The following is a 19,595-nucleotide window of genomic DNA, read 5'->3' on the forward strand; positions in this document are numbered from 1 at the left end:
ATGCTAACATATAAAAAGCATGGAATTCGTTTAACGATTCCATGCTTTTCTACAAAAAATATATTAACGTACTCGATATTTATAAATACAATAACAGAAGTATAAAATAGAAATTACAGATACATAAACCCATAATTCATATACGAATCCTTCTCCCCATACTCCCATAAAATAAAAGAGTGAAGGTAACGTCAATGTTACCCATGATTGTACGAAGGCAATCCTGCCAAGATATTGATTGATGTTCTTTTTTTGTGTATTTAATACAAAAAATAAATACCAAAGTAATGCCCACATAAACCACGTTAACGCATTCACAACATCGTGGAATTGAACAAATGAAACAACCATATAGAATAAAGCAATAATTGCTACCCAAATGCAGAACCAACCTAAACCGCTACTATCCATTCCTTTTATAAAAGTAACACCTACATATAAATAGGTTAATCCGAATAAGAAAGTAGCTGCATATGAATATACCGTCCAATTACTTTGATCAGAAATCATGATTAAATAGAACGGAATAATAATTTGTAGTGCACCCACAAATAAATTAAAAACACCTGCACTTTTCATCTCTGCTTTTCCTAATATAACAAGACTATTTAAAAATAAAGCTGCACCCGAAAGTAATAATCCTACGTAACCCATATGTATTCGTGTGAAAGTCTTTCCCTTTCACACTTTTAACCTCCCCACAATATAAAGTGATTCTTTATTATTTTTCTTCCTATTTAAAACTACATACATAATTTTTAATCCAAATAGGTCAGACTTCCTACCTTGAAGAACACCAAATTTAAAACGCTTTCAATCATAAATAACCCTATCAGAACATTAATAGGATTCCTTGATTATAAACGTACTCTAACCATGACACAAGTATTGATGTTATTTTAAATATTACGTTTTTTATTTCTATAAAAATTAATAGGATAATGCACTTTTTCTATCTTATTCTACTAATTTCTAACATGGAGTATTATAAAATGAGCTAGTCAGTAATACATTCATCTTTATAAGATAATCGTATACTGACCTAAACTTTCATATTCAATATTGATAGTTTCTCATCCCTAATAATTGCTATTTATCATAAATATCATTCGGATTAATTGTAGGAATAAATCCATTTATAGAACTATATTTTTTAGATACGGTATTTGGAGTAACGGTAAACGTTACAATCTTATTACTTTGTTGTTTAAAATAGCGCATCCAATTTTGACTCCATTCATCTTTCGTAATAACTTGTTTATTGAAGTCCTCCCACAATACACCATGTATAAAATTCAAGGATGTATTTTTGATTGTGTCAAATCCCCAATTCTGTATAAGAAGCAAATCAGAATCAACACCTTTTATTTCTTTTAATAAATTTACATATGCTTCGCGAAATTTCCCTTGTGTAACTGGCTGATCATAAAAATAGTCGTCAATATCACCAGCGGTATCTAAAAACACACCGTCTATTCCTTTTCCAATAACTTGCTGTTTCACTTTATTTACAACAATCCGCCGGTAATGTTCATCAGCTAAATTCATAATATATGTATCCCACTGCTCAATCTTCATTTTCTTACCGTCTCGATAATAATAGTCTGATTCAACTACTTGCGATTTATGCCACGATTCTAATTCTAAAACACTAACATACCCAAGGACTACTGTTCCTGATTTTTTTAATTGCTGAACTTGCTCTTTCGAAAATGCATATGGCTCTATAATGACCATGTCATACTTTGAAAGTCCCTCAATTACTTGCTCATTTGCTTCACCATAATAAATTTTATAACTTCGTACATTTTTTAAAACTGGTTCCACGACATTTGCTTGAGCGGATGTACTTGAAGAAAAAATAAAAGAAAATATAGCTAAAAAGCATATGGAACGTTTCCACTCCATAATAATATTCCCCCCCTATAAAACTGTAATTTTTTATCATTTTAAATATTAATACAAGTATAGTAATACAATAACATTTTACATTTTTTCAAGCTCGATATTTAATAAAAATTCCAATAAATACAATACATTAACAAAAATTAGAATTTATTTCACTTGAATTTACTACATCTCTGTTGATAAAATGATTTGGGCTTTATATATTTTAAAATAATTCTTTTAAATTATGTATTTTATTTCAGCGTACTATTCCTCAAAATTAAATTCGCAAACGAAAGAAGGGATTTTTTATGCACTATAGACAATCTAATTTATTACAAAAAATGATTGAACCTACGATTCTCTTTATTGCTCTATTTTTTCTCTCAATACTAACTGATTTTCTAACACCAACGTATGAATACTTCTTACTCTTATTTATTACATTAATTATTTCTAGCCGGTATGGCATATCTATCGCCCTTTTCACCTTTCTAGAAGCAATGATTTATATTTTTATAAGCGGTATATATAAGGAAGATGATATATTACTGTACTTTTATTCATTAGATTACTGGATTAATTGGATTTTCTTACTTGTTATTAGTTTATGTTGTGGACTAATGAGTACTGCACAAAAGGAACGGTATGAAGATGTACATATGATAAATAATGAGCTAAAAGCCGAAAATAAAGAATTAAAATATGTTGTAAAACAATTGGATGAAACACGTATTACACTACGTTCTCGTGTACTTGAATCAAATAATCACTTATCTAAAATGTATCATATGTTTAAAGCTTTAAATCATACACATCCTGAAATTGTACTCGATGAGGGGATAAATGTATTAAAAATGTATTTCGGAGCAAAAAAAATTGGTATCTATCACGTCGATAACAATAAACAATCACTTCGTATTAAATTAAGAGCAGAAACTGGTAAAAATACCTTACCTCAATCCATTTTTGTTAAAAATGCTTCGCTAGTCATCAAAAATGCTCTAGCACATAATCGACCTTTTTTCCGTACAGAAGAGGATTTTCAAGACGCTCCACTTTTAGTTGGTCCCGTCCTATTCCAAGATGATGTACAATATGTCATTATATTAGACGAAATTGAATTTTCAAAAGTAACTTCTGAGCAATTCGAACTTTTCACATGGTATTTACGCTGGATGGGTGATCGTTTACAAAACGCTTCTAATCTTTGGCTATCAAGTCAAGAGGATCGTACATTCCCTAAAACGAGCATTTATTATGAAGATGAATTTGAACATTTACTAAAAATAGAAAAGAAACGTTACGAAACATTATCTTATCCATATTCCTATTTTGAATTTACTGTTCCACAAGATTCCTTAGAAATGATAAATTCTATTTTAAAAGATCATTTGCGTGATATTGATATATTCGGTTATAGCACGACCGAACAAAAAGTTATGATTCTATTACCTGGCACTGAAGAAAAATTTTTATTACCAGTCAAAACTCGTATACAAAACGCTCTTTCTTCTAAAGGAGTGGTATTCTAATGATTTTACTCCTCCTTTACTTTATTTATGCTATTTTGGTTTTTCTTTTATTTCGATTTACGAAAGGTTTGATTACTGAAGATAAGAAAGGAATTATTGAGTTTTGCTTGATTATCTCTCTCCTTTTCCCGCTTGTCGGACTTATTATATCAGCAATCATGTTATTACTGAATATAAGACGCTCCAAGACCGAGTGGTTACAGCAATACTCTGAGTATGTTTCCTTTCAAGTTGATCATTATGAAGATATTTTGGCATCGGCAAAACAAGATATGGACCTAATTTCATTTTCTTCTGGATTAGAACTAGATAAGCCTGAATTACATAAACAACTCATTGTACAGTTAAGCTCCTCCCCTATTTCCAATGAAGGAGGCTTATTGAAAGAAGCCATTCACCATAAAGATCCTGAAACTGTACATTACGCAGCAACTACTATTAATTTACTAAATGAACGGTACGAAAAACAGATCGAATACTTAAATAAGCAATTTCTACAAAATCCACAAAATGAAATTGCAAAAGAATTGGTTTCTAACTATTTAAGATATATAGACAGTGGTCTTCTTTCTAATCAGCAAAAAGAAAAAATAATCGCCGAATTTATGAATTTTATTACACAAAGTGTAGAACTATTCCCTACCGAACCTCTTTATCCTTTCCACCTTGGAAATCTGTTTCTACATACAAAACAATATGCAAAGTCTGAAGAACAATTTTTAAATCTTATTCATTTCTATCCTGAATCATATTACGGTTACGTTGGGTTACTTGAAATATATTATGAGCAAAAGTTATGGGACGAGCTCTATAACTTAATCAATAATCTAGCAGCTGCAAAAAGAGTTCATATACTACCGCGTAAATATCAATTATTTGTAAGGCAGTTTGGAGGCGTACACATTGAAAAAGGGGATTAATATATATATCGGAATTGTTAGTATCATTTTATTTCTCTTAATTATATCTATCCTTATATATCGAACAGAAAATTTCTATCAAAAGTTTTCTGTTCCTAAAACTAAAGAAACAGCTACTGTTAAAACACTCAAAGCAAAAGATGTAGCCCAAAATGGACAAAAAATGCAATTATACGTTTTAAAAACGGATAATACATTAGGGCAACAAGTCGAATTTAATACGAAAAAGGCAATGGATTACGCACACCTACACTATAAAAATATTACAGCTAATGAAATTAAGGGACTTACTCCCTCTCCCTATACAGGAATTATTATTACAGGTGAAATAATGGCGCAACTTCCACAAGCTGATATTCAAAATTTTGTACAAATGGGCGGAAGGATTATTGTCGCAAACCGACTTGATTCAGATTCTTCCTGGAACACATTATTTGGTATTACAAAAAAAGAAGGCTTCAAAGATGTGAAGGGATTAACCTTTGAAGAAGTTTTATTCCCTGGTTATCCTGATCTCTCAAGTTCTTCTCCATTGTTCACTCATAGCTCAATGAATATTACGCTAGATGAGAATACAACTAATACTTGGATTACTGCAGAAGATACTCCCATCCTTTGGACCAATGACTACGGTGAAGGAAAAGTCTTATATTGGAATACAACAGCATTGAACGATAAATTAGGTAGAGGTATGTTCGTTCAATCACTGGGTACTATTTTCCCGACTTTCGCTACAGTACAACTTGGAGCGGAGATTATGTATATCGATGACTTCCCATCTCCAATTCCAAGTGGAGAACTAAAAAACTTAACAACAGAAAAAATTTCTGTTGAAGAATTTTATAAAAAACATTGGTGGAAAAATATGAAGGATATCTCTGAAGAGCTTGATATTAAATATACAGGGGTTGCAATTGGGACATATCAAAATAAAGTAACGCCACCCTTTGAAAATTTTACAGGTAAAAATAGAAATACCTATTTATTATTTGGGAGAGAATTATTAAGTCACGGTGGAGAAATCGGTATTCATGGCTATAACCATCAACCTTTATTATTACCACCAGACCCAGTAGATAAAGCACTTGAATATGTTCCATGGAATTCAAAGGAGGACATGGAGAGATCCTTAGATGCTTTACAAAAACTCGTGTATAACTTCTTTCCAAACGAAAAACTAAAAACCTATGTACCACCATCCAATATTATAAATACGACTGGATTAAGTGCATTAAACGACGCGGTCCCAACTATGGAAACAGTTGCTTCTCTATATGTGGGAAGTAAAAGTAACGGCAGTTTAATTCAAGAATTTGGACCAGACGAGCACAACAAAAATATTTATCACTTCCCACGTATTACGAGTGGCTATGCTATTTCAGATGAAGAACAATTTATTTTAGCTGATGTTACTGCAAATTTAGGGGTTATCTCACATTTCGTCCATCCAGATGATATCCTTGATGAAAAACGTTCGGGTAATTTAACGTGGGAAGAATTATTTAAAGCTTATAAAACGACAATTAAAGAAATACGAGAAAGATATCCTTATATAAAAAGTATGACACAAAGTGAAGCAACTGCTTCCATGAAAATTTATCAAACCGGTGATTTAGCTGTTTCTTATGAAGATGATGCTGTTCACATTGCATATAAAGGATTACCAAACCACACTGCAACGATTATACGTGTGGAAGAAGGGAAAAAATTGAAAACTGGTTCATTCCCATACGGCACAGTTACAAAGCTAGATTCACAAATTTATAGCGTTATATTAAAACAAGCTAACGCTACAATTCCAATTAAAGGGGTATAGCAGATGAGAATAGGTTTAGTCGTTGAAGGAAGTTATCCTTTTGTCAGTGGCGGAGTAGCAAGTTGGGTACAAATGATTATCCAACAATTTAAAGAACATGAATTCACCATTTTTGCGATCGTACCGCAAATAAAAACAGAAGAGGAATATCAATATGAAATTCCTAACAATGTAAAAGATATCATTATGATTCCCTTACAATCAGAAAGTGACTCAAACCATATAAAAACCAATTTAACGACTGATGAAGTACAAATACTTCAAAAATGGTTTACATTCCAAGCTAACGACACAGAAGCATTACAAATATTAGGGAACAAGCAAAAGCTAGGAACACTACATTCCTTCTTCGAAAGTCGTGAATTTTATGAAATAGTGAAAGAAAGCTATTTGTATGAAGAAAGTAGTGGTTCTTTCTTAAATTATTTTTGGATGTGGAGATCTATGTTCACACCAATCATTCAAATTTTACAAATTGACTTTCCTGAATTAGATCTTATCCATTCTGTATCTACAGGCTATGGTGGGCTTCTTGGAGCTGCAATTAGTGCCAAATCTGACATACCATTTATTCTAACAGAGCATGGTATTTATTCTCGGGAACGTGAAGAGGAAATACTCCAATCAACTTGGATACCAATCGAATACAAAAAAAGATGGGTTTCTTTCTTCCATCATTTATCTCACCAAGCATATGAACAAGCTGCTGATGTGATTACGTTATTCGGACGGAATAGTGCATATCAAAAAGAACTAGGAGCTCCGGCCCATAAACTAAAAATTGTTCCAAATGGTGTTACTTTATCTGACTATAAGGGGCTACGTAAGCCAAAACATAATTCAGATAAACTCATTATTTCTGCTATTATACGAGTTGTGCCAATTAAAGACGTAAAAACAATGATTTATGCAGCTAAATTATTATTAGAAAAAGATATTCCGTTTATCTTCTACTTATTAGGTCCTGATACAGAAGAACCAGAGTATGCCCAAGAATGTCGTGATTTAATTCAGCAACTTGGATTAAAAGAACATGTAATAATGACTGGCAGAGTAAACATTAAAGATTACTTAAAACAAACGGATATTCTCGTATTAACTAGCATATCTGAAGGGCAACCACTAGCTATGTTAGAAGGAATGGCATCGGGATTACCATGGGTTGTTACAGACGTTGGTTCTTGTAAGGAGTTAATTTATGGACAAGATGAAGATCCTCACGGCCAATGTGGCTTTGTTGTACCACCTGTATCTCCTGAACAAGTTGCCACCCACTTAGAATGGTATTATCGCCACCCTGAATCCATTCAACAATTCGGAAACAATGGGCGTAATCGTATTGAAGCATATTATCAATTATCAGGTGTTGTTGATAGTTATCGTAAGCTTTATTTAGAAAGGGGTGCGAAAACATGGCAGGTATAGGATTTCGATTACAAAAATTATTTCAGGAAGACTACTATTCTTCAAGGGTAAAAGCTTATGGATTTTCGTTATTTGTTACAGCTGGTCCTTGGTTAGTCGTTATTTTAGCAGTAACAACTATTCGATTCATTTTGAGTTTATTTCATTCTATTTCAATTGAAGAACAGCGTCTTTTCACTATTTCAATTTCATATTGCTTTATTTTTTCTCAAATTATTTACGGAGCATTGCAGCTCATTGTAACTAGATATGTAGCTGACCTTTTATACGAACAAAAAGCTGATAAAGTATTTTCTTCATTTTTAGGAATGACGAAGATCACACTTTTTTTAGCTATTATGTTATGGCTTTTGTTTGCATTTTTCACACCGTTAGCTTTATATTATAAAATCGTGATGCTATTTTTATTTTTAGCTTTAAATATCATCTGGATTCAGTCCATTTATTTAACAGCAGCTAAAGATTATCAATCAATTGCACTGGCATTTTTAATCGGATCCATTTTTTCCCTATTAGGAATTATCCTAGTAGCTTACTGGCACCCTACACTTGGGTTAGAACATGGATCTGCCCTATTGCTTTTAATTTCTTTTACACTCGGTACTTTCATTACACTAGTATGGTTAAGTATCGTTATTGTACGAATGTTTCCAAATAGTGATGCTACTGAACAATTTACCTTTCTGTCTTATTTAGATAAATATCCAGAATTATTTTGGTCAAGCCTCTTTTACAATGTGGGTATTTGGGTATGTAATTTTGTTATTTGGTTTGGAGACGGTCGGGGAAATATTGAAAATACATTTATTTATCATCAAATTTATGATACTTCTGTTTTCTGGGCGTATTTAAGTATTATCCCAACCTATATTTTCTTTGTAGTATCCATTGAAACCAGGTTTTATGAAAGATATAAAAAGTTCTTCGGTTCGGTAAACAATGGCGGAACATTACATACGCTTTTACAATTGAAAGATTCCATGAACTTTGTCTTAAAGCAGGAAATGGAACGTATACTTCGTAATCAAGGTATTTTTTCCTTACTTATTATTTTTATAATATGGATGTTTAGTTCGCAATCTGGAATGACAACACTTAATTACTCTATTCTGCAACTAACTATAGTTGGTGCTTATGCAAATGGAATGGTGCTCGTTATTACATTACTACTCCTATACTTTGAGGATCGTAAAGGGGCATTTCGAACATCAGCTATTTTCTTTTTTGCAAACTTGTTATTAAGCCTTATCCTGCTTCCATTCGGATTCAATGGTTACGGCATTAGTTTCGCAGTTGGATCTTCTATTACATTCCTATATGCTATTTCTAGGCTCTTTACTTACATTAAAGATATTGATTATTATACATTTTGCCAGTCAAATATTCCTATAAAACAGCGGACCTTTTTTACCAAATTAGCTAATAAACTTAACGGGAAATAAATACAAAAATGACCTTTGCTCATGCAAAGGTCATTTTTGTATCTACATATTAAACTTCCAAATAGCCATTTTTATTATTTGATTGCCATCTCCAAGAATCTGCACACATTTCTTCTAATCCACGTTTTGCTTCCCATCCTAGTTCACGTTTTGCCTTTGATGCATCTGCAAAACATATTGCCACATCGCCAGGACGACGCTCTGTAATTTTATAAGGAACTTTTTTTCCTGAAACCCTTTCAAATGCTTCAACCATCTCAAGTACACTATACCCTGTACCTGTGCCCAAATTATAAGCATCTACTCCTGTTGTATTCAGTACTTTCTCTAGCGCTTTTACGTGACCTTTTGCTAAGTCTACAACATGTATGTAGTCACGGATGCCTGTTCCATCTTTCGTTGGGTAGTCATTTCCAAATACACTTAATTCTTTTAGCTTACCTACTGCCACTTGTGTGACATATGGCATTAAGTTATTTGGAATTCCATTTGGATCCTCTCCAATACGTCCACTTTCATGTGCACCAAATGGGTTGAAATAGCGAAGTAACGCGATACTCCATTCTCTATCTGCAAATGCTACATCACGCATAATTTGCTCAATCATTAATTTCGTTTGACCATATGGATTTGTTGCACTTAACGGAAACTCCTCTGTAATCGGTGACGTTTCCGGGATACCATATACAGTTGCGGATGAACTAAAAATCATCTTCTTTACATTATGTTTCTGCATTACTTCACATAGCACTAAAGTGCTCGTAATGTTGTTATGATAATATGTTAATGGAATTACTACTGATTCCCCTACAGCTTTAAATCCTGCAAAGTGAATAACTGCTTCGATTGCATTTTCTTCAAAAATTGCGTCAAGTGCTTCTTGATTTAAAACATCTTCTTTATAAAACTTAAATTGTTTTCCTGTTATTTCTTTCACTCGATTTATAGATTCTACCGAGCTATTCGAAAGATTATCAACTACTATAATTTCGTAACCGCTATTTAGTAATTCTACACATGTATGACTACCAATATACCCTGCTCCACCTGTTACAAGTATTGCCATAATTATAGTCCTCCATATTTCATTCATTATAAACTTCTCAAAGTATATCACATATTTCTTATCCTATGTTTAATATGCGAACACAGAAACTTACATTTTATCCCATAATAATTTTATAACATATACGATTCCAATCAAGTAATAAGAAAAACGCCACATAATTTTTATTATGTGGCGTTTTTCTTATTAAATTACGTAACAATATACACTTAGAAAATGTGCAAGACTACCTAATAATACAAAAACGTGAAAAACTTCATGATGTCCCATATATTTAAACTCTAGCCATTTTGGCTTTGTTCCATAAATAAATCCACCAATTGTATAAAAAATGCCCCCAAGTACTAAGAAAACAATGCCTCCTGTACTTAAATTCTCAGCTAACGGTGCAAAGAATAAAACAATTAACCAACCCATCGTAATATAAATTGCTGTCGATAACCATCTTGGACAATTAAACCAAAACATTTTAAACACAATGCCACAAATCGCAGTTGCATAGACTAAACAAAATAATAGCAAACCACTTGCTGAATTTAATGTAATTAAGCAAAAGGGTGCATATGTACCTGCAATTAATATAAAAATCATAGAATGATCTAGCTTCCTAAAGAAGTAAATAACACGTTCATTGGCCACAACACTATGATATACAGCTGACGCCGTATAAAGGACCATCATTCCGATACCAAACAAAATAACAGCTGTAATTGCAGCAAATGATGGCATCTTGATAGAAACTTTCACAAGCATAGCTAATAAGGCAATAAATGATAATATCGCCCCACCTAAGTGAGTAAATGCATTAACTGGTTCCCTTACATAAGCATTCATAATAACACCCCTCATATAATTACATGTAGTTTTAATAACTACATGTAATTATATACACATTTCTTTTTAAGGTCAACATTTACAATTCATTTGTTTCGTAATACCATATTTAAAGATGTATTAGACATTAAGTTCCACTAAGTTATAAAAGTGAGGGATTCTACGTGGAAAATATAAATGAATTACTTGAGACATTGCATTTAGAAAAAAATATTAAACTTGAGGATATTCCAAATGTTGACTTATATGTAGATCAAGTTGTCCAACTATTTGAGAATACTTATGCAGATACAACGAGAACTGATGATGAAAAAGTATTAACAAAAACGATGATTAATAATTACGCAAAAGGAAAACTATTCATCCCTATCAAAAATAAAAAGTATTCAAAAGAGCATATGATTTTAATTAGCCTAATTTATCAATTAAAAGGTGCTCTTTCCATTAACGACATAAAAAGTTCATTAGAAACTATAAATGACTCCTTATTAAATGATGATTCATTCGAATTAAATACGTTATACAAAAATTATCTTGCTCTTACTGAAAGCAATGTCGAAAGCTTTAAACAAGACGTAAATAACCGTGTTACAGAAGTAAATGAGATTTCTTCCTTAGAAGACACAAAGTTAGAAAAATTTCTACTACTAACATCCTTCGTGACTATGAGTAATATGTATAGACGTTTAGCGGAGCAACTAGTGGATGATTTAAAAGAATCATAAATAAAAAACTATCCACCTATTAAAGTGGATAGTTTTTATTTACTTAATTGCTTCATGAACTTTTAGTTGTTTCCCTTTAATCGTTGTAGTCTTCATAACTTTCAAGACAAGTGGTCCTTTTCCATTTAATATTTCAACGTAAGAAACATTATCTTGTATCGTAATAATGCCTATATCTTCTGCTGTAATACCTTTAATTTTAGCGATTGTACCGACGAAATCTACCGCCCTAATTTTCTTTTTCTTCCCGCCATTAAAGTAAAGCTTCATAATGCTTTTGTTGATGTCTGCATTTTTATCTTTCTTTATAATTGGTTTAGCATGTATCTTTTCTTCAAATGCAGCTTTCCCTTTCATAACTTCTTCTTTTGAAGGTCCAATTGCCTTTGGAATTTCAAAGCCAATATACTCCTCAATCTCTTCTAAAAATCTATTTTCATATGGTGTTATAAATGTAATAGCTTTTCCACTATTTCCAGCTCGTCCCGTTCTTCCAGTACGATGTACATAGCTTTCTTTTTCAAGTGGAATATCATAATTAATAACATGTGTAATATTATCAATATCAATTCCCCTCGCAGCCACGTCTGTTGCTACTAAATAACGAAATTTTCCTTTTCTAAAATCATCCATGACTTCAAAACGATCTTCTTGTACCATACCACCATGTATTTTGTCACAAGGATAGTTAGCTCGGTTTAATTGTCTATATACATGATCTACATTTTCTTGTGTACGGCAGAAAATAATACAGCTATCAGGATTCTCAATCGTTGTTACATCTTTAAGTAGTGAAAGCTTCTCGTCTTCTATCGCCTCAAAAAGAGTATGTTCAATTTTATCCGTCGTAATCCCAGCCGCTTTAATTTCAATATGAGTTGGTGCATTCATATATGTACGTGATAACCTTTCAACATCTTCCGGTAAAGTTGCTGAAAATAGCATTGTCATTCTATTTGTAGGTAATTCATCAATAATTGCCTCTACTTGATCGATAAAGCCCATGTTTAGCATTTCATCCGCTTCATCAATCACTAAATATTTTAATCGCTCTAAAGAAAGGGTCCCTTTTTCAATATGATCCAATACACGCCCTGGAGTCCCTACTACAATATGCGTCTTTTGCTTTAACTCTAATTTTTGACGTGCAAATGGGGACTTACCATAAATTGCGGCGGCTTTAATTCTTTTGAATCGCCCTATATTTGTAATATCTTCTTTCACCTGTACCGCAAGCTCTCTCGTTGGTGTTAAAACTAATGCTTGTGGTTTATTCTCTGCCCACTCCACCATTTCACAAAGTGGAATACCAAATGAAGCTGTTTTTCCACTTCCCGTCTGGGACTTCACAACAAGATCCTTCTTTTGTAATGCGACTGGAATAACCTTACCTTGTACTTCTGTTGGATGATCATACCCTAACCCAGTAAGTGCCCTTACAATTTCTTTACTTAATTTATACTCAAAAAACCCTTTTTTACTCATATATTAACCTCATTTTATTCTGTATTATTTTCTTTTTTATCTTTTGTATACGTTACTATCGCCCTACTTATTATACTTGAAACCTCACATAAAAAGATGGATTATGCCAGATTCATCTTTTTACATAGAAATAAACCTTATCATTTCATATATTGTTCAACTACTTGATAACATCTTTTGCTCGTATTGTTAGCATTAACCTTTTCATAGAATCCTACATCCACTCAAAAAAAATAAAAAGAATACATACATCCTTATATAATTATCTTAATTTTTCAACCTTTTTATAGACGAACAATATAAAACAAAAAACATTTTAAATTCGTTTTTAACGTTGTTTTTTACATATAAAATCTACTTTTAAAAAAAACGTTAAGAAATCCTTTGACTTTTTAATGAAAACAATGTAAATTATCATATGGACGAACATTTTTGATTAATAAAAATAAAATATTCGTATTTTAGGGGTGTAAATGATGGAAAACGTATTCGACTATGAAGATATTCAATTAATTCCTGCAAAATGTATTGTAAATAGCCGCTCTGAATGTGATACAACTGTCACTTTAGGAAAACATAAATTTAAATTACCTGTCGTACCTGCAAATATGCAAACGATTATTGATGAAAGAATTGCAACGTATTTAGCTGAAAATAATTACTTCTATATCATGCATCGTTTCCAACCAGAGAAACGAATCTCATTCATTAGAGATATGCAATCACGTGGATTAATCGCTTCTATTAGCGTTGGTGTAAAAGAAGACGAGTATGAATTCGTACAACAATTAGCTGCTGAGCACCTTACGCCTGAATACATCACGATTGATATCGCGCATGGACATTCTAATGCTGTAATCAACATGATTCAACATATTAAAAAGCATTTGCCAGAAAGCTTCGTTATCGCTGGAAACGTTGGAACTCCAGAAGCGGTAAGAGAATTAGAAAACGCTGGTGCTGACGCAACAAAAGTTGGTATTGGACCTGGTAAAGTTTGTATTACTAAAATTAAAACAGGCTTTGGAACTGGTGGTTGGCAGCTAGCTGCACTTCGCTGGTGTGCAAAAGCTGCAAGTAAACCAATTATCGCTGACGGTGGTATTCGTACACATGGCGACGTAGCTAAATCTATTCGATTTGGGGCGACTATGGTTATGATCGGTTCTCTATTCGCTGGTCATGAAGAGTCTCCAGGGGAAACAATCGAAAAAGACGGCAAACTTTATAAAGAGTACTTCGGTTCAGCTTCTGAATTCCAAAAAGGTGAGAAGAAAAACGTTGAAGGTAAGAAAATGTTCGTTGAGCATAAAGGTTCTTTAGAAGACACTTTAATCGAAATGGAACAAGATCTTCAATCTTCTATCTCTTACGCTGGTGGAACAAAATTAGACTCAATTCGTACTGTAGATTATGTAGTCGTAAAAAACTCTATTTTCAACGGTGATAAAGTATATTAATTTTTAAACTTAACTCGAAGGACAAGTATTTTTATGCTTGTCCTTTTTTATATATAGAAATGTAAAATATTTTCATTTTACTGAATTTTCTAGTATCATGTTTTTAGATACTTATAATAAGGGGGATATAATATATGAAAGATGTAATTGAGAAACGCCATATTCGCGCAGAAGTTCCTATTGAATTAACATGGGACCTCTCTGATTTATACGAATCTGATAAAGAGTGGGAAACTGCATTACGTGTATTAACAGATGATATAAAAAAACTTGATGCGTTTAAAGGACAATTACACAATAGCCCTACCACCTTATTACATTGCCTACTTTTAGAAGAAGAGCTTTTAATGAAGTTAACAAAACTATACTCCTATGCAAATTTAAAAGAATCTACTGATCGTACAAATCCAGTTATTCAAGCGAACTCTTCCAAAATTGCTGCTTTATGGACGAAAGTACATACGGCGCTATCCTTTATTCATAATGAAATTCTCTCATTAGAAGAAGGCACAATTGAAAAATATTTAACTGAAGAAACAAAACTTGAACCTTTCCGTAAATCATTACTAGACATATTACAAAAAAGGCAGCACACGCTCTCTCCTGAAACAGAAGAAGCACTTGCTGCACTTGGCGAAGTACATAGTTCTCCATACAAAATTTACGGTATGACTAAATTAGCCGATATGGATTTTAACTCCATACAAGACGAACAAGGAAATGAACTCCCTGTCTCATTTTCATTATTTGAAAGTAAATATGAATTTTCTCCAAGCGTAGACATACGCAGAAAGGCATACTCATCATTTGTGTCCGCCTTGAAGCGATATAAAAATACCGTGGCAACAACATATGCTACCGAGGTAAAAAAACAAGTAACACTCTCTCGTTTACGCAAATTTGAATCTGTTACTCATATGCTTTTAGAACCTCAAAAAGTTCCACTTGAAATGTATAACAATCAACTTGATATTATTTATAAAGAATTAGCACCTCATATGCGCCGTTTTGCAGATTTAAAAAAGAAAGTATTAGGACTCGATCAAATGCTTTTCTGCGACTTACATGCACCTTTAGATCCCGAATTTAATCCAGCAATTACTTACGAGGAAGCTGGAAAACTTATTCAAGACTCTTTACAAGTACTCGGCGATGAATATAGTGCCATTATCAAAAAAGGGTTCAAAGAAAGATGGGTCGATCTTGCAGATAATGTAGGGAAATCAACAGGAGCATTTTGTTCAAGCCCATATGGTTCTCATCCATACATTTTAATTACATGGCAAAATACGATGCGTGGCTGCTTCACATTGGCTCATGAATTTGGACATGCTGGTCATTTTTATTTAGCAAATAAAAACCAGCGTATTATGAATGTACGTCCATCTATGTACTTTGTTGAAGCGCCATCTACAATGAATGAATTACTATTAGCCCAGCATTTATTAGCGACGACTGACGATAAGAGAATGCATAGATGGGTTATTCTGCAACTACTCGGCACATATTATCATAACTTTGTTACCCATTTACTTGAGGGAGAATATCAAAGAAGGGTATACACGCTAGCAGAAGAAGGAGAAGCACTTACAGCTACAACTTTAACTGAAATAAAAACAAATGTCCTTTCAACATTCTGGGGAAATTCCGTAGAAATTGATGAAGGTGCTGGCTTAACTTGGATGCGTCAACCTCATTATTATATGGGCTTATATTCTTACACGTATTCAGCAGGCCTCACTGCATCTACTGCGGTAGCTCAAATGATTAAAGAAGAAGGACAACCTGCCGTTGACCGCTGGTTAGATGTTCTTCGTGCTGGTGGTACGATGAAGCCACTTGAATTAATGAAACGTGCTGGAGTCGATATGTCAAAACCAGATGCAATCCGGAAAGCTGTTTCTTACGTCGGTTCCTTAATTGATGAATTAGAACGCTCTTATCAAGAATAAAAAATAAGCCCTCGCTTTATGAGGGCTTATTTCATACTTATTTTCCAAATCTTTTACGGTATCCACATTTTCTGCATAGCTCTTCAACTGCAACTCTTCTCGAAAATCCATCGACAATGTTTGTTGCTCTTTCGCCTTCTATAATGTTAGAAAATGAATCATTATTAATATTTCCAAGGTTAATAATGCCTTCACCATCTAAACAACAAGGAATAACCGTTCCATTCGCTAAAATACCAGCTTGATTTCGAAGGCCGTGACAGAATCCTTTTCCATCATCCTCTTCTTCATGCAATGCTGGCCACTGGAATTCATAGTCTTGATTAATAAAGACACGTTCCGCAATTTTTATACCTTTTCCTGGTGTAAGCTTCTCTTCAATTTGATAAGATAAATTAAACTCATTTTCAATGATAGATAATAACTCTCTATTCTTCTGGATTTCAGCATTTGTTTTATTATCCTGCGTTAGGTTCCATAATCTAAGTGAAACGATTAAATCCGATTGACTTGTCGCCTCTCTAATGAAGGAAAGTATACTTCTTACATACCCCTCTTTGTCTTGTGAACCTGGGTGCCCATCAAAACTATGCAGTGAAAAATTCATTTGTCTTAAAGCAGGCTTATTTAACAATCTATGCCTTCTCTTATTAATTAACGTTCCGTTCGTTGTAATATTAACTTTAAACCCTTTTTCATGGCTTAAATCTAACAATTGATCTATTTTTGGGTGCAGCAACGGCTCACCCTTCACGTGCAAATAAATGTAGTCTGTGTGTGGTTTAATTTGGTCTAACCTTTTTGCAAAATCCTCCACAGAAATGAATTGCTTCTGTCTTTCCGTCGGCGGACAAAAGCTGCACGCAAGATTACATACACTCGTAATCTCCAAGTAAAATTTCTTAAACTTCTTCACCTTTAACTCCTCACTTCTATGACTACTTATACTTTTTCCTCTTCATATTACAGCATACTTTTTTAGAAATAGAAACATACTTATTTTAGGAAATATAGAAAACGGCCACATCTGTAGCCGTTTGAATGTACTATTACTATTTATGATACGGTTCCCCACGATTAATACGAAACGCTCTATACACTTGCTCAAGTAACACTAATCGCATTAATTGATGTGGTAACGTCATCTTTGAAAAAGAAAGAGATTCATTTGAACGCTTCATTACTTCTGAACTTAGTCCAAGTGATCCACCAATCACGAAGGCAACTTTACTTTTTCCATATGTAGCAAGACGATCTAAGCTTACTGCAAATTCTTCTGATGATTTTTGCTTTCCTTCTATCGCTAACGCAATGACATGCGTATCATCAGAAATTTTATCTAGTATACGTATACCTTCTTTTTCTTTTACAATTAGCATTTCTGCTTCACTTAAATTTTCTGGTGCCTTTTCATCTGGCAATTCAATTACTTCTACTTTTGCGTATGCAGATAATCGTTTTAAGTATTCTGCTATACCTTGTTTTAAATATTTTTCTTTTAATTTCCCAATTGAAATAATCGAGATATTCACACGTATTCCCCACCTTACAAACATGTTATCCACATAACTTATCCACATATCCACAATTGTTACCCACATATTGTGTGAGAATCTGTGTTCGATACAACATATGTCGCCTCATTTTGACAAAATTCACATGTTTTTTTCTCTTTTTCTGAGTTATCCACATTGTTAATAACTGGCGCTACTTCACACTCATCCACAATAATATCTAACGCTAATTCAACATGTTCTAAACAACAAGGTAAATTCATATTCTTCACCTCACTTTTCTACAATAGAAAACAGGAGGTAGGCCCTCCTGTTTTTAATACTTTTGAATGCCTAGTTTAACCGTTGTTGTTGCTCGTTTCGTACCACGATAAAACGTAAGAGTCATTTTATCATTAATTTTTTTATCATATAAGGCCGTACGGAATCCGATAATATCACGAACCGGTTTTCCATCTACTGCTACAATTACATCGTGTTCTCGTAAACCAGCATCTGTGCCTGGCGAAGGACTTTTCACATCTAAAATGCAAACTCCCTCTGTTACATTGCCTGGTAAATGCAATGTTTTTGACCAATAGTAGTTTGGAATCTCATTTAATGATCTCAGTTCAATTCCAACATACGGTCTTCTTACTTTTCCGTACTTCTCTAATTCATTCATAATTGGAACAGCTCTAGTCACTGGAATAGCTAGACCAATTCCTTCTACTTCTTTTGCAGCAATTTTCATTGAGTTAATACCAATTAATTGACCTGCTGCATTTACAAGCGCACCACCACTATTACCCGGATTAATTGCTGCGTCTGTTTGCAATACTTCTACTTGCCAATCATAATGTCCATCTTGATCTAAATCTACAGGGACAATACGCTCATTAGCTGAAATAATACCTTGTGTGACAGTTCCAGAAAATTGGAGCCCGAGCGGGTTTCCAATCGCAATGACTGGTTCTCCTCTACGAACAGTATTAGAATCGCCAATCTCAATTACTTTTTTCACATGCTTTGCATCTATCTCTAGTACAGCCAAATCTGTGACCACATCGGTTCCTAATACCTTTCCAGGAACCTTCTTACCATCACTTAAACTTACTTCAATACGATTTGCTCCAGCAACAACATGATTATTCGTTACAATGTAAGCTTGACCATCTGTCTTCTTATAAATTACACCTGATCCCGTACCTGCTTCTGAATCTGCCTCTGAAAAATTATCTCGTTGAATATTAATAACTCCAACAACAGCTTCAGACGCACGATCAACAGCATCCACAAAGCTAATCTGTTTAATTCCTTGAGCTTCGGCCATATTACTTCCACTTGCTTCAGCTTGCGGAAACGCGTCCGCATCATTTGAAAATAAGGGAGCTCCAAATGCAAATAACGAAGCTCCTACAATTGTTCCTGCTATGCTAGAAATAACAATACCTTTATGCTTCTTTTTCCTTGCACGTTTCATACGATAATTTTCTCCATCAATAAAGGACATATTTGTTCACCTATCTTCCTGAAAACAACTATATTCACCTTT

The 19,595-nt window shown here is 33.4% G+C and carries 17 protein-coding genes; 8 read left to right on the forward strand and 9 right to left on the reverse strand.

What is annotated here, in order from left to right:
* Positions 1-63: 63 nt before the first annotated feature.
* Positions 64-654: an AmiS/UreI family transporter gene (locus tag RCJ96_RS20670; protein WP_000542569.1), complete on the reverse strand. Its 591-nt coding sequence runs from the start codon at positions 652-654 to the stop codon at positions 64-66.
* Positions 655-1,089: 435 nt separating this feature from the next.
* Entirely contained in the window at positions 1,090-1,908 is an 819-nt protein-coding gene (locus tag RCJ96_RS20675; protein WP_070807261.1) for an endo alpha-1,4 polygalactosaminidase, read from the reverse strand.
* Positions 1,909-2,198: 290 nt separating this feature from the next.
* Here RCJ96_RS20675 and RCJ96_RS20680 point away from each other — a divergent pair, with 290 nt between their 5' ends.
* Genes RCJ96_RS20680 through pelG form a run of 5 tightly spaced genes read left to right on the forward strand, consistent with a single transcriptional unit; the run spans position 2,199 to position 9,025 of the window.
* Entirely contained in the window at positions 2,199-3,422 is a 1,224-nt protein-coding gene (locus tag RCJ96_RS20680; protein ID WP_061129134.1) for a nucleoside-diphosphate sugar epimerase, read from the forward strand.
* Complete coding sequence (locus RCJ96_RS20685; protein WP_270795403.1) at positions 3,422-4,342, forward strand: tetratricopeptide repeat protein; 921 nt, start codon at positions 3,422-3,424, stop codon at positions 4,340-4,342. The genes RCJ96_RS20680 and RCJ96_RS20685 overlap by 1 nt, the downstream gene beginning before the upstream one ends.
* Positions 4,326-6,158 carry a DUF2194 domain-containing protein gene (locus tag RCJ96_RS20690; protein ID WP_242304455.1) on the forward strand — a complete coding sequence of 611 codons (1,833 nt, stop codon included), beginning with the start codon at positions 4,326-4,328 and terminating at the stop codon, positions 6,156-6,158. The genes RCJ96_RS20685 and RCJ96_RS20690 overlap by 17 nt, the downstream gene beginning before the upstream one ends.
* 3 nt (positions 6,159-6,161) lie before the next feature.
* Entirely contained in the window at positions 6,162-7,583 is a 1,422-nt protein-coding gene (gene pelF / locus RCJ96_RS20695) for a GT4 family glycosyltransferase PelF (protein ID WP_416503978.1), read from the forward strand.
* Positions 7,571-9,025, forward strand: coding sequence for an exopolysaccharide Pel transporter PelG (gene pelG / locus RCJ96_RS20700; protein WP_074608003.1), 1,455 nt, complete (start codon positions 7,571-7,573; stop codon positions 9,023-9,025). Before pelF ends, pelG begins: the two co-directional genes overlap by 13 nt.
* 49 nt (positions 9,026-9,074) lie before the next feature.
* Here the strand turns inward: pelG and galE are convergent, their stop codons facing one another.
* Together galE and trhA are read right to left on the reverse strand one after the other, a co-directional pair.
* Positions 9,075-10,091, reverse strand: a complete 1,017-nt coding sequence (gene galE, locus RCJ96_RS20705; protein WP_074608001.1) for a UDP-glucose 4-epimerase GalE — start codon at positions 10,089-10,091, stop codon at positions 9,075-9,077.
* 186 nt (positions 10,092-10,277) lie between these two features.
* Positions 10,278-10,925 carry a PAQR family membrane homeostasis protein TrhA gene (trhA, locus tag RCJ96_RS20710; protein ID WP_074609429.1) on the reverse strand — a complete coding sequence of 216 codons (648 nt, stop codon included), beginning with the start codon at positions 10,923-10,925 and terminating at the stop codon, positions 10,278-10,280.
* Between the two features lie 164 nt (positions 10,926-11,089).
* Between trhA and RCJ96_RS20715 the strand changes: the two genes are divergently transcribed.
* Entirely contained in the window at positions 11,090-11,650 is a 561-nt protein-coding gene (locus RCJ96_RS20715) for a DUF1836 domain-containing protein (RefSeq protein ID WP_000427879.1), read from the forward strand.
* A gap of 39 nt (positions 11,651-11,689) precedes the next feature.
* On the opposite strand, the gene RCJ96_RS20720 is transcribed toward RCJ96_RS20715, so the two are convergent.
* Complete coding sequence (locus tag RCJ96_RS20720; RefSeq protein ID WP_416503977.1) at positions 11,690-13,135, reverse strand: DEAD/DEAH box helicase; 1,446 nt, start codon at positions 13,133-13,135, stop codon at positions 11,690-11,692.
* Between the two features lie 476 nt (positions 13,136-13,611).
* Here RCJ96_RS20720 and guaC point away from each other — a divergent pair, with 476 nt between their 5' ends.
* Both guaC and pepF read left to right on the forward strand, forming a co-directional pair.
* Entirely contained in the window at positions 13,612-14,595 is a 984-nt protein-coding gene (gene guaC, locus RCJ96_RS20725; protein WP_000432434.1) for a GMP reductase, read from the forward strand.
* A gap of 134 nt (positions 14,596-14,729) precedes the next feature.
* Positions 14,730-16,547: an oligoendopeptidase F gene (pepF, locus tag RCJ96_RS20730; RefSeq protein WP_416503976.1), complete on the forward strand. Its 1,818-nt coding sequence runs from the start codon at positions 14,730-14,732 to the stop codon at positions 16,545-16,547.
* Positions 16,548-16,584: 37 nt separating this feature from the next.
* Here the strand turns inward: pepF and RCJ96_RS20735 are convergent, their stop codons facing one another.
* From RCJ96_RS20735 to RCJ96_RS20750, 4 genes are all read right to left on the reverse strand, one after another.
* On the reverse strand, positions 16,585-17,463 hold the full coding sequence (locus tag RCJ96_RS20735; RefSeq protein ID WP_000713636.1) for a radical SAM/SPASM domain-containing protein: 879 nt from the start codon (positions 17,461-17,463) through the stop codon (positions 16,585-16,587).
* A 136-nt stretch (positions 17,464-17,599) separates the two neighbouring features.
* Positions 17,600-18,079 (reverse strand): 23S rRNA (pseudouridine(1915)-N(3))-methyltransferase RlmH, encoded by a 480-nt coding sequence (gene rlmH, locus RCJ96_RS20740; RefSeq protein WP_001027003.1) that lies wholly within the window; start codon positions 18,077-18,079, stop codon positions 17,600-17,602.
* Positions 18,080-18,138: 59 nt separating this feature from the next.
* Complete coding sequence (locus RCJ96_RS20745; protein WP_001052827.1) at positions 18,139-18,324, reverse strand: CxxH/CxxC protein; 186 nt, start codon at positions 18,322-18,324, stop codon at positions 18,139-18,141.
* A 53-nt stretch (positions 18,325-18,377) separates the two neighbouring features.
* Positions 18,378-19,553: a S1C family serine protease gene (locus RCJ96_RS20750; protein WP_000008052.1), complete on the reverse strand. Its 1,176-nt coding sequence runs from the start codon at positions 19,551-19,553 to the stop codon at positions 18,378-18,380.
* Positions 19,554-19,595: the final 42 nt, after the last annotated feature.

It is taken from the genome of Bacillus sp. BSL6, from assembly GCF_052928345.1.

Excerpts from the sequence above, each read along its gene's own strand:
- pepF (WP_416503976.1), top strand. The coding sequence starts at position 14,730 with ATGAAAGATGTAATTGAGAAACGCCATATTCGCGCAGAAGTTCCTATT.
- galE (WP_074608001.1), bottom strand. The coding sequence starts at position 10,091 with ATGGCAATACTTGTAACAGGTGGAGCAGGGTATATTGGTAGTCATACA.
- RCJ96_RS20720 (WP_416503977.1), bottom strand. The coding sequence starts at position 13,135 with ATGAGTAAAAAAGGGTTTTTTGAGTATAAATTAAGTAAAGAAATTGTA.
- RCJ96_RS20685 (WP_270795403.1), top strand. The coding sequence starts at position 3,422 with ATGATTTTACTCCTCCTTTACTTTATTTATGCTATTTTGGTTTTTCTT.
- RCJ96_RS20750 (WP_000008052.1), bottom strand. The coding sequence starts at position 19,553 with ATGTCCTTTATTGATGGAGAAAATTATCGTATGAAACGTGCAAGGAAA.
- pelG (WP_074608003.1), top strand. The coding sequence starts at position 7,571 with ATGGCAGGTATAGGATTTCGATTACAAAAATTATTTCAGGAAGACTAC.
- RCJ96_RS20670 (WP_000542569.1), bottom strand. The coding sequence starts at position 654 with ATGGGTTACGTAGGATTATTACTTTCGGGTGCAGCTTTATTTTTAAAT.
- RCJ96_RS20680 (WP_061129134.1), top strand. The coding sequence starts at position 2,199 with ATGCACTATAGACAATCTAATTTATTACAAAAAATGATTGAACCTACG.
- RCJ96_RS20745 (WP_001052827.1), bottom strand. The coding sequence starts at position 18,324 with ATGAATTTACCTTGTTGTTTAGAACATGTTGAATTAGCGTTAGATATT.
- pelF (WP_416503978.1), top strand. The coding sequence starts at position 6,162 with ATGAGAATAGGTTTAGTCGTTGAAGGAAGTTATCCTTTTGTCAGTGGC.
- RCJ96_RS20675 (WP_070807261.1), bottom strand. The coding sequence starts at position 1,908 with ATGGAGTGGAAACGTTCCATATGCTTTTTAGCTATATTTTCTTTTATT.
- guaC (WP_000432434.1), top strand. The coding sequence starts at position 13,612 with ATGGAAAACGTATTCGACTATGAAGATATTCAATTAATTCCTGCAAAA.
- trhA (WP_074609429.1), bottom strand. The coding sequence starts at position 10,925 with ATGAATGCTTATGTAAGGGAACCAGTTAATGCATTTACTCACTTAGGT.